Origin of the sequence: Ancylobacter lacus (assembly GCF_018390635.1) — a bacterium.
GTDB lineage: Bacteria > Pseudomonadota > Alphaproteobacteria > Rhizobiales > Xanthobacteraceae > Ancylobacter > Ancylobacter lacus.
The window spans coordinates 360,659-369,650 of sequence record NZ_JAHBGE010000044.1; the positions used below are offsets into that span (position 1 = coordinate 360,659).

At 74.7% G+C, this 8,992-nt stretch carries 13 protein-coding genes; 9 read left to right on the plus strand and 4 right to left on the minus strand.

Annotated features, from left to right (window positions below; all coding sequences use genetic code 11):
* Positions 1-125 precede the first annotated feature (125 nt).
* Together KHC27_RS10515 and KHC27_RS10520 are read left to right on the plus strand one after the other, a co-directional pair.
* Positions 126-683 carry an NADPH-dependent FMN reductase gene (locus tag KHC27_RS10515; RefSeq protein ID WP_213338689.1) on the plus strand — a complete coding sequence of 186 codons (558 nt, stop codon included), beginning with the start codon at positions 126-128 and terminating at the stop codon, positions 681-683.
* A gap of 3 nt (positions 684-686) precedes the next feature.
* Positions 687-1,409 carry a TetR/AcrR family transcriptional regulator gene (locus KHC27_RS10520; protein WP_213338691.1) on the plus strand — a complete coding sequence of 241 codons (723 nt, stop codon included), beginning with the start codon at positions 687-689 and terminating at the stop codon, positions 1,407-1,409.
* Positions 1,410-1,480: 71 nt separating this feature from the next.
* Here KHC27_RS10520 and KHC27_RS10525 read toward each other — a convergent pair whose 3' ends face one another.
* Both KHC27_RS10525 and KHC27_RS10530 read right to left on the minus strand, forming a co-directional pair.
* The gene (locus tag KHC27_RS10525; RefSeq protein ID WP_213338692.1) at positions 1,481-1,690 is read right to left on the minus strand and encodes a TOBE domain-containing protein; all 210 of its coding nucleotides are present in this window, start codon (positions 1,688-1,690) and stop codon (positions 1,481-1,483) included.
* The gene (locus KHC27_RS10530; protein ID WP_213338694.1) at positions 1,687-2,253 is read right to left on the minus strand and encodes a molybdopterin-dependent oxidoreductase; all 567 of its coding nucleotides are present in this window, start codon (positions 2,251-2,253) and stop codon (positions 1,687-1,689) included. Before KHC27_RS10530 ends, KHC27_RS10525 begins: the two co-directional genes overlap by 4 nt.
* A gap of 282 nt (positions 2,254-2,535) precedes the next feature.
* On the opposite strand from KHC27_RS10530, the gene KHC27_RS10535 reads away from it, so the two are divergent.
* The 7 genes from KHC27_RS10535 to KHC27_RS10565 all read left to right on the plus strand — a co-directional run bounded on the left by KHC27_RS10535 (position 2,536) and on the right by KHC27_RS10565 (position 8,365).
* Entirely contained in the window at positions 2,536-3,168 is a 633-nt protein-coding gene (locus KHC27_RS10535) for a hypothetical protein (RefSeq protein ID WP_213338696.1), read from the plus strand.
* Positions 3,122-4,453, plus strand: coding sequence for a DNA-packaging protein (locus tag KHC27_RS10540; RefSeq protein ID WP_246519801.1), 1,332 nt, complete (start codon positions 3,122-3,124; stop codon positions 4,451-4,453). The genes KHC27_RS10535 and KHC27_RS10540 overlap by 47 nt, the downstream gene beginning before the upstream one ends.
* Positions 4,454-4,735: 282 nt before the next feature.
* Complete coding sequence (locus KHC27_RS10545) at positions 4,736-5,902, plus strand: phage portal protein (protein ID WP_213338700.1); 1,167 nt, start codon at positions 4,736-4,738, stop codon at positions 5,900-5,902.
* Between the two features lie 60 nt (positions 5,903-5,962).
* Complete coding sequence (locus KHC27_RS10550) at positions 5,963-6,151, plus strand: hypothetical protein (RefSeq protein ID WP_213338702.1); 189 nt, start codon at positions 5,963-5,965, stop codon at positions 6,149-6,151.
* Positions 6,148-6,330, plus strand: a complete 183-nt coding sequence (locus KHC27_RS10555) for a hypothetical protein (RefSeq protein ID WP_213338704.1) — start codon at positions 6,148-6,150, stop codon at positions 6,328-6,330. The genes KHC27_RS10550 and KHC27_RS10555 overlap by 4 nt, the downstream gene beginning before the upstream one ends.
* Positions 6,327-6,914 carry an HK97 family phage prohead protease gene (locus tag KHC27_RS10560; protein ID WP_213338706.1) on the plus strand — a complete coding sequence of 196 codons (588 nt, stop codon included), beginning with the start codon at positions 6,327-6,329 and terminating at the stop codon, positions 6,912-6,914. The genes KHC27_RS10555 and KHC27_RS10560 overlap by 4 nt, the downstream gene beginning before the upstream one ends.
* Positions 6,915-6,991: 77 nt before the next feature.
* Positions 6,992-8,365, plus strand: coding sequence for a phage major capsid protein (locus KHC27_RS10565; RefSeq protein WP_213338707.1), 1,374 nt, complete (start codon positions 6,992-6,994; stop codon positions 8,363-8,365).
* 115 nt (positions 8,366-8,480) lie between these two features.
* On the opposite strand, the gene KHC27_RS10570 is transcribed toward KHC27_RS10565, so the two are convergent.
* Both KHC27_RS10570 and KHC27_RS10575 read right to left on the minus strand, forming a co-directional pair.
* Complete coding sequence (locus tag KHC27_RS10570) at positions 8,481-8,705, minus strand: hypothetical protein (protein ID WP_213338708.1); 225 nt, start codon at positions 8,703-8,705, stop codon at positions 8,481-8,483.
* A gap of 65 nt (positions 8,706-8,770) precedes the next feature.
* Positions 8,771-8,992: hypothetical protein (locus KHC27_RS10575; protein ID WP_246519802.1), on the minus strand; the 222-nt coding region annotated here is incomplete at its 5' end.

The following is an 8,992-nucleotide window of genomic DNA, read 5'->3' on the forward strand; positions in this document are numbered from 1 at the left end:
GACCGGCGCGACCCGCACGCCGCGTGTCGGGGGCGGCGATGAATGATACTGCCCGGTATCAATCGTCCGGCGACGATGATACCGTGGGGTATCTTCTATCCCCCTGCGACGCCAAGGACACTCCCATGAGCACCCCGAAGATCCTCGCCCTTTCCGGCAGCCTGCGCGCCGGCGCGTTCAGCACCGCCATCGCCGAGGGGCTGAAGGACGCGCTGGCCGGCACCGCCGACGTCACCGTGTTCACGCTGAACGACGTGCCGCTCTACAACCAGGACCTCGACACCGCGACCCCGCCCGAGGGCGTGGTGGCGCTGCGCGCGGCCATCGCCGCGGCGGACGGGGTCATCCTCGTCTCGCCGGAATATAATTTCAGCATTCCCGGCGTGGTGAAGAACGCGATCGACTGGGCCTCGCGGCCCTACGCCAAGGGCGCGATCAAGGGCAAGCCGACCCTCATCGTCACCTCCTCGCCCGGCACCACCGGCGGCGTGCGGGCGCAGGCGCCGGTGCGCGAGGCGCTGATCGGGGCCGGCGCCCGGCCGGTGGCCTATCCCCATGTCGCCATCGCCTCGGTCGGCGAGAAGGTGACGGGCGGCAAGCTCACCGACAAGGCGGCGCTCGACTTCACCCTCGGCGCGGTGCACGCGCTGCTGCACGACATCCGCCTGCTCGCGACGGCCTGAGCCATGGCGCCGGACGGGCCGGAACCGCCGCCGGAGTCCCCCGTCCCGCCCTCCGGGCGCTGCGGGGAGAGGACGACGGGGCTGCGCCCGGCCCACCGGCGCACCGGGCGCGGCGCGGCCACCTGCGCCGCGCTGCGCGCCGCGGCGGCGGAACTGTTTCTCGAACGCGGCTATGAGGGCACCAGCCTCGACGCCGTCATCGCCCGCGCCGGCGGCTCGAAAACCAATGTCTACGGCTTCTTCGGCGGCAAGGAGGGGCTTTTCCTCGCGGTGGTGGAGGAGCTTTGCCGCGAGATCCAGCTTCCGCTCCGGGCGCTGCGGCTGGAGGCGATGCCGCTGCGGGCGGGGCTGGCGCAGCTCGGCGCCACCCTGCTCGAAACCCTGCTGGTGCCGCGCCATCTCGGCATCTACCGCCTCGTGATCGGCGATCCCGGCCGGTTTCCGGCGCTCGGGCCGCTCTGGTACGCCGAGGGGCCGCAGGCCACCCGCGCCATCGTCGAGCGGCTGGTGCGCACGCGGCTGGCGGCGGGCGACCCGGTGGCGGAGGCGCTGGTCGGGCGCGGGCTCTGCCCGGAGGTGTTCGCCCGCCAGTTCCACGATCTGGTGGTGCCCGACCTGCTGCACCGCAGCCTGCTCCAGCGCGGCGCCGCCCCGCCCGCGCCGGTGCGCCGGGAGGTGGTGGAGCAGGCGCTCCGCGCCCTGCTGGGCGAGGAGGCCGGCTCATAGGATCGCAATCCGTGCCCGGGCGCGAGGCGGGTGATGCAACCGGCGCGGCGGCCGGGCCGGTTGCGGCGGCCTCAGTCGATCGCGACCAGCACGTCGGAGGCCTTGATCACGGCATAGGCGGCGGCGCCTTCCTTCAGCCCGAGTTCGTCCGCCGCCTCGTTGGTGATGGAGGAGGTGACGACGCGGCCGCCGCCGATGTCGATGCGGACATGGGAGGTGGTGGCCCCCTTGGTGACGGAGACGACGGTTCCGGGAAGCACGTTGCGGGCACTGAGTTTCATGGGGTGGCTCCGAGGGTGAGGATGTCGAGGCGGGCGAGGGTGCGCACGCTGCGGGCGCCGCGGCTGTCGCCGGGCACCACCAGCCGCAGGCCCTGTTCCGGCGGCAGCGGCGCGCCGTCGCGGGCATAGGCCAGCAGCATCGGCACCGCGCCGAAGTCCGGCGCGATCTCGCCGAGCGAGACGACGACGAAATAGCCGTCGCTGCCGGTGATGACGGCAAACTGGTGCAGTTCCGGGTGCTTGCCCTGGGTGGCGACCAGCCCGGCGGCGGCGAGCGCGTCCCACAGCAGGGCGCCGGTGTAGCGGGCGCGCTCTTCCCCCTTCTCGGTCTGGAAGGCGACGGTGATCTCCTTCGCCGGCAGCGCCTCCACCGCGGCGCGGCTGAGGCCCGGCCGCGACGCGCCGTTCAGCTGCACGGCGATGGGCGGGGCGGGGTCGGCGGCGCCGGCCGGCGGGGGCAGAGCCGTCCCGGCGAGGAGAACCGCCAGCGCGAGGGCCGCCACGGCGCCCCGGACCGGCGCCGGCCGGCGGGACGCTGCAGGGTGTGGAGGCGGCGCGGTCATCGGGTCCGGGATTCCGATCAGAGGTATATTCAGACAGATATAGCATCGCCGCGGGGCGGGCAAGGGGAGCTCCGGCGCGGCAGCGCCGTGCGCGGCCGCCCGGCGAAAGCTCAGGATTGTAGGATAAAAATCCTTGACAGCGTGACGCTGGTCCGCTAGGTTTTCGACATGCTCCAGAAATGGGTTCGGACGGCGGCGCTGGCCGCGGCCTCCGGCCTTCGCCTCGGTGGGCGCCCCCCGTTCCAGAACCCGACCTGACCCGAAGCCGGGAGACGCCCTGACATGTCCATTCCCGCCCGCGCGGTTTCGCCCGACGCCGTGGAAGAGGCGCGGCGCCTCTACGAGCACACCAGTGTGCCCGTGCAGCAGATCGCCGACCTTCTCGGCATCTGCAAGAGCACGCTCAACCTGCGCATCCGGCACTGGGGCTGGACCCGCCGGGTTCACCGCATTCCGCCGGCGCAAGCCGGCGCCCCCGCCGTCCCGGGCGGGGTGTCCGCGAATCCGGCCGGGGCGGACCCGGGCGCGGCAGGCCCGGCCGCCCCGGCCTCCGCTGGTTCCGCCGGGTGCCCGGCCGCTCCGGCGGCAGGGCCGGAGCGGCTCGCCGACCCCGCCACCAGCCGCCGCGACCTCGTCGCCCGGCTGGTGAAGCGGATCGAGGGCGAGATCGCCGCGGTGGAGCGGCTCATCGCCCGCGCCGGGCTCAATGCCGGCGCGGTGCGCGTCGCCGACGCCGAGCGCGCGGCCCGCACGCTGGGGCTTCTGGTGCGCTCGCTGCGCGAGCTCGCCGCGCTCGAGCGGGCCGAGGGACCGGAGGAGGACGAGGATGCCGACGAAGTCCGCGACGTCGATTCCTACCGACGCGAACTTGCTCGCGCTCTTGAGCGCGTGCTCGCGGAGCGGGAGGCTGGATAGGCTGGTCGCCGGCCTCGACCCCGCTGTCGTCGAATGGCTGCTGCACTGCTGGTCGCTGGTCGGCCGGCCGACGCAGAAGCCGCCGCCCGCCGCCGCGGACGGAAGGGACTGGACCACCTGGCTGCTGCTCGGCGGGCGCGGCGCCGGCAAGACCCGCGCCGGCGCGGAATGGGTGCGCGGCCTCGCGCTGGGCGACCCCGCCGCGACGGACCGGCCGGCCGGGCGCATCGCGCTGGTGGCGGACAGCCTGTCCGACATGCGCGAGGTGATGGTGGAGGGCGTCTCCGGCCTGATGGCGGTGCACCCCCGCCACCAGCGCCCGCGCTGGGAGCCCACCCGCCGCCGGCTGGAATGGCCGAATGGCGCGATCGCCCAGGGCTTTTCCGCCGACGACCCGGAAAGCCTGCGCGGCCCGCAGTTCGACGCCGCCTGGTGCGACGAGCTGGCCAAGTGGCGCTATGCCGAGGCCGCCTTCGACATGCTGCAGTTCGGCCTGCGCCTCGGCGAGCGGCCGCGCCAGATGGTGACGACCACCCCGCGCCCCACCGCGCTGATCCGCCGGCTGCTGGCCGACCCGCTCTGCGCCGTCACCCGCATCGCCACCGCCGAGAACGCGGTGCACCTCGCCCCCAGCTTCCTGCGCACCGTGGTCGGGCGCTATGCCGGCACCCGGCTCGGCCGCCAGGAGCTGGACGGCGAGCTGATCGACGACCGGCCCGACGCGCTGTGGAGCCGGGCGCTGATCGAGACCGGCCGCGAGGCGGCCGCCCCGCCGCTGGTCCGCATCGTCGTCGCGGTCGATCCGCCGGCTTCCTCGCGCAAGGGGGCGGATGCCTGCGGCCTCGTCGCCGCCGGGCTCGACCGCGAGGGCGTGGTGCATGTGCTGGCCGACGAGAGCGCGCAGGGCCTCACCCCGGCCGGCTGGGGCGCGCGGGTGGTCGCGCTGCACCACCGGCTCGACGCCGACCGCGTGGTGGTGGAGGTGAACCAGGGCGGGGAGATGGTGCGCACCATCCTCGCCGGGATCGACCCCGCCGTGCCCGTCACTGAGGTGCGGGCGAGCCGGGGCAAGTGGCTCCGGGCGGAACCGGTCGCCGCGCTCTATGAGCGCGGCCGGGTCCGCCACGCCGGCACCTTTCCCGCGCTGGAGGACGAGATGTGCGATTTCGCCAGCGACGGCCTCTCCGGCGGCCGCTCGCCGGACCGGCTCGACGCGCTGGTCTGGGCCGTCACCGCGCTGGCGCTCGGCAAGGACGAGCCAAGCCCGCGGGTGCGGCGGATGTGAGGGGGGCGGCGCTCCGGCCGGCGTCCCCTCCGGCCGGCGCCACGCCGGCTTCGTGCCGACGGTTCCGTCTTCCGGCCCCCCGGTCCCATGGTCGGCCGTCGCACGGGTCCTCGCGCCCGCACGCCGGGCCGCGCGTTGGTGTCGGCGTGGCGAGCCCGTCCGGCGCCCCTTCGGCCCCAGGGTCGGCCGCCGTGGCCGACATCCGTTCCCGACCCCGCCGGCCCCGAGTCGTCCCCTTCCTCCGGCCGGCCGCGCGCCGGCCTTTCGCGTTCGAGGTGAGCGATGCGCCGTTTCCTGCCTTACGCCCTTCGCCGCCGCCCGCCCGCCGCCCCGCCCGAGGCCAAGGCCTCGCGGGCGGCGGCGCTGGTGGCGCTGGTCGCCGGCCACCGGCCGCGCTGGACCCCGCTCGACTATGCCGCGCTGGCGCGCGAGGGCTATGGCCGCAACCCGGTGGCGCAGCGCTGCGTGCGGCTGGTGGCCGAGGCGGTGGGGCAGGTGTCGTTCCTGCTCCATGAGGGCGGGCGCGAGCATGTCGACCACCCCCTGCTCGCGCTGCTCGCCCGGCCCAACCCGCGCGGCACCGGCCCGGAACTGCTGGAGGCGCTGGCCGGCCACCTGATGCTCGCCGGCAACGCCTATGTCGAGGCGGTGGCGCTGGGCGGGGAGGTGCGCGAGCTCTACGCCCTGCGGCCCGACCGCATGCGGGTGGTGCCGGGCGCCGATGGCTGGGCGGAAGCCTATGACTACACGCTGGGCGGGCGCACGGTGCGCTTCCTCCAGCAGGGTTCGCCCCCGCCCATCCTGCACATCGCGCTGTTCAACCCGCTGGACGACCATTACGGCGCCCCGCCGCTGGAGGCGGCGCAGATGGCGCTCGATCTCCACAACGCCGCCAGCGCCTGGAACAAGGCGCTGCTCGACAACGCCGCGCGGCCTTCCGGCGCGCTGGTCTATGGCGGGGCGGGCAATCTGTCCGAGGAGCAGTTCGAGCGGCTGCGCGAGGAGCTGGAATCGAACTTCTCCGGTGCCGGCAATGCCGGCCGGCCGCTGCTGCTGGAAGGCGGGCTGGACTGGCGCCCGCTCTCGCTGACGCCGAAGGAAATGGACTTCCTGGAGGCCAAGAACGCCGCCGCGCGCGAGATCGCGCTCGCCTTCGGGGTGCCGCCGATGATGCTCGGCATTCCCGGCGACGCCACCTATGCCAATTACGCCGAGGCCAACCGGGTGTTCTGGCGGCAGACCGCGCTGCCCATGGCCCGGCGCATCGGCGAGGCGCTGGCGGGCTGGCTGGCGCCGGCCTGGGGCGGCGGGCGGCTGCAGCTCGTGCCCGATCTCGACGCGGTGGAGGCGCTGGCGCCGGAGCGGGAATCGCTGTGGCGCCGCGTCACCGAGGCCGATTTCCTCACCGCCGACGAGAAGCGCCAGGCGGTCGGCTACGGCCTCGGCTGAGCCGGGCCGCCGGTGCCGGCCGCCGCGCGCACGCCGGGCTGAGGGGTGCCGGAGAGACCCATGGACAGGCTCATCGAGATTTTCGCGGCGCGGGGCGACCTTGCCCATCTCGCCCTGCTGGTCTGGGCGCTGGCGGCCTCGGCGCTGGCCTGGCGCGCGGTGGGCGAACTCACCGCGGCGGCCCGCCGCTTCGACGATTTCGTGCGCGAGATCGCGCGTTTCAACGCCCGCTTCGGAGACGAACCTTGACCCGCATCCCCCGTATCCGGTCCTTCCTGCCCGGCGGGCTCAGCGCCCTGCCGCCGCGCCTGCCCGCGCCGAGCCGCGCCGGCGAGGCCCCCGAGATCTTCCGCCGCTTCGGCCGCACCCTCGACCGGCTGGAGCGTGCCGCCCACACCCGCGCGCCGGGCGAGGGAGGCGGCGCATGAGGCCGCCTCTGCCGCGGCGCGAGGCGCTGCTCCCGGCGGGACTCGCGGTGAAGGCGCTGCCCGGCGCGCTGGCGCCGGTGGAGGCGGACGGCACCTTCCGGGGCTACGCCGCACTGTTCAACCGGGTCGATCTGGGCCGCGACCTCATCCTGCCCGGCGCCTTCGCCCGCTCGCTGGCGGAGCGCGGCACTGGGGGGGTGCGCATGCTGTTCCAGCACGACCCGGCCGAGCCGATCGGGGTGTGGCTGGACCTCGCGGAGGACGCCACCGGCCTGCTGGTGCGCGGCCGCATCACCCAGGAGGTGGCGCGGGCCCGCGAGGTGCTGGCGCTGCTGCGCGCCGGGGCGCTGGACGGGCTTTCCATCGGCTTTCGCGCGGTGGAGGGCACCACCGAGCCGCGCAGCCGGGTGCGCCGGCTCTCGCGCATCGATCTCTGGGAGATTTCCATCGTCACCTTTCCGATGCAGCCCGAGGCGCGCATCGGCGAGGTGAAGCAGGGCGGCCTTGCCGCCGCCCTCCGGCGCGGCGCGCGGCGCCTCGTCGCCCCGCCGGCCGGACGCCCCGTTCCGGCGCCGACCTTCTGACGCGCCCGGCGCGAGGCTCCCGCCGGCCCGGGCCCGCGGCGCCTCGCCCGGCCGCCCCTCACATGCAGGACACCGCGATGCAGCACACCGACCTGGAACCTCTCGCCCCGGCCGCCCCCGGCGCCGGCCCCGAGGACCGCCGCGTTCCCCGCTTCGCCCCGCCGGACGCCGAGGCGCCGGCCGCCCCGGCGCCCGACGTTAAGGGGCTCGACATCAAGGCCCACACCGGCCATGGCCCGGAGGTGGCGGCGGCGTTCGAGGAGTTCATGGCCGCCTTCGAGGCGTTCAGGGACACCAATGACCGCCGGCTCGGCGAGATCGAGCGGCGCGGCGTCGACGCGGTGACCGCCGACAAGGTGGAGCGCCTCAACGCCGCGCTGGACGGCCAGAAGGCGCTGATCGACGAGCTGCTGCTCAAGGCCCGCCGCCCGGCGCTGGGCGGGCGGGGCGAGGGCGGCGATCCCGCCGGCCCGCTCGCCGCCCGCGAGCACAAGGCGGCGTTCGACGCCTATGTCCGCCATGGCGAGGCGGCCGGGCTGAAGCGGCTGGAGGCCAAGGCGATGTCGGCCGGCGTCGCCACCGATGGCGGCTATGTCGTGCCGGCGGAAACCGAGCGCGAGATCGGCAAACGGCTCGCCGCGCTCTCGCCCATCCGGGCGCTGGCCGATGTGCGGGTGATTTCGGCCGGCACCTACCGCAAGCCGTTCATGACCTCCGGCCCCGCGGTGGGCTGGGTGGCGGAGACCGCCGCGCGCGGCCAGACCGCGAGCCCGGTGCTGGACGAGCTGACCTTTCCGGCGCTGGAGATCTACGCCATGCCGGCCGCCACCCAGACCCTGCTGGACGACGCCGCCGTCGATATCGACGCCTGGCTGGCCGGCGAGGTGGAGGCCGCCTTCGCCGCCCAGGAGGGCGCGGCCTTCGTCACCGGCGACGGCGCGGGCAAGCCGAAGGGCTTCCTCGCCTATGACAGCGTCGCCGAGACGGGCTGGAGCTGGGGCCGGCTCGGCTTCGTCGCCACCGGCGCGGCCGGGGATTTCCCCCATGCCAGCCCGGCCGACCCGCTGGTCGACCTCGTCTACGCGCTGAAGGCCGGCTACCGCCAGAACGGCGCCTTCGTGATGAACCGCCGCACCCAGGCGGCGGTGCGCAAGCTGAAGGACGAGAACGGCCAGTATCTGTGGAGCCCGCCCGCGCTGCCCGGCGCGGCGCCGAGCCTGATGAACTTCCCGGTCTACGAGGCCGAGGAGATGCCGAACATCGCGGCGAACAGCCTGTCCGTCGCCTTCGGCGATTTCCGCCGCGGCTATCTCGTGGTGGACCGCGCCGGGGTGCGGGTGCTGCGCGATCCCTATTCGGCCAAGCCCTATGTGCTGTTCTACACCACCAAGCGGGTGGGCGGCGGCGTGCAGGACTTCGACGCCATCAAGCTGCTGAAATTCGCCGCATGAGGCGGCCGGCGGGTGGCCGGCGCCAAAAGGGGCGCCGGCCTTGCGGCGGCGCCCCTTCGGGTCGGTGACCGGCGGTGCCGGGCTCAGCGGATGCCGGGCTCAGCCGATGCCGGGCTCAGCGGGTCGAGCGGGCGTTCTGCTCGATCTGCTGGTTGATGTAGGCGTCCGAGGCCGCCGGAGCCGGCACGGTCGCGGTCGCGGCGTTGCGGCCCTCGGTCACGACCTGCTGCTGCTGGGTGTTCGGCGCACGGTAGAGGCTGGCGTCGCGGCCGCCGGAAGCGTTCGCGGCGACGGTGCCGAGGCTCAGCAGGACGGCGGTGGTGAGGATGATCTTGTTCATGATGGTCTCTCCTGAAGGACCGGCGCTCTCACGCGGGGCGCCGGCTGATGTCGGGCGGCGCGGGCTCAGTGCGTGGAGCGGGCGTTCGCCTCGACCTGCTGGTTGATGTAGGCGTCGGAAGCGAGCGGGGCGGCCGGGACGGTCGCGGCGTTGCGGCCTTCGGTGACCTGCTGCTGCTGGGTGACCGGGGCGGTGTAGAGGCTCTTGTCGCGGCCATCCGCGGCGCTGGCGGCAACGGTGCCGAGGCTCAGCAGGACGGCGGTGGTGAGGATGATCTTGTTCATGGT

Coding starts and splice junctions, on each gene's coding strand:
- KHC27_RS10535 (WP_213338696.1), top strand. CDS start 2,536: ATGTCCATTCCCGCCCGCGCGGTTTCGCCCGACGCCGTGGAAGAGGCG.
- KHC27_RS10530 (WP_213338694.1), bottom strand. CDS start 2,253: ATGACCGCGCCGCCTCCACACCCTGCAGCGTCCCGCCGGCCGGCGCCG.
- KHC27_RS10550 (WP_213338702.1), top strand. CDS start 5,963: ATGGACAGGCTCATCGAGATTTTCGCGGCGCGGGGCGACCTTGCCCAT.
- KHC27_RS10525 (WP_213338692.1), bottom strand. CDS start 1,690: ATGAAACTCAGTGCCCGCAACGTGCTTCCCGGAACCGTCGTCTCCGTC.
- KHC27_RS10520 (WP_213338691.1), top strand. CDS start 687: ATGGCGCCGGACGGGCCGGAACCGCCGCCGGAGTCCCCCGTCCCGCCC.
- KHC27_RS10545 (WP_213338700.1), top strand. CDS start 4,736: ATGCGCCGTTTCCTGCCTTACGCCCTTCGCCGCCGCCCGCCCGCCGCC.
- KHC27_RS10565 (WP_213338707.1), top strand. CDS start 6,992: ATGCAGCACACCGACCTGGAACCTCTCGCCCCGGCCGCCCCCGGCGCC.
- KHC27_RS10560 (WP_213338706.1), top strand. CDS start 6,327: ATGAGGCCGCCTCTGCCGCGGCGCGAGGCGCTGCTCCCGGCGGGACTC.
- KHC27_RS10515 (WP_213338689.1), top strand. CDS start 126: ATGAGCACCCCGAAGATCCTCGCCCTTTCCGGCAGCCTGCGCGCCGGC.
- KHC27_RS10570 (WP_213338708.1), bottom strand. CDS start 8,705: ATGAACAAGATCATCCTCACCACCGCCGTCCTGCTGAGCCTCGGCACC.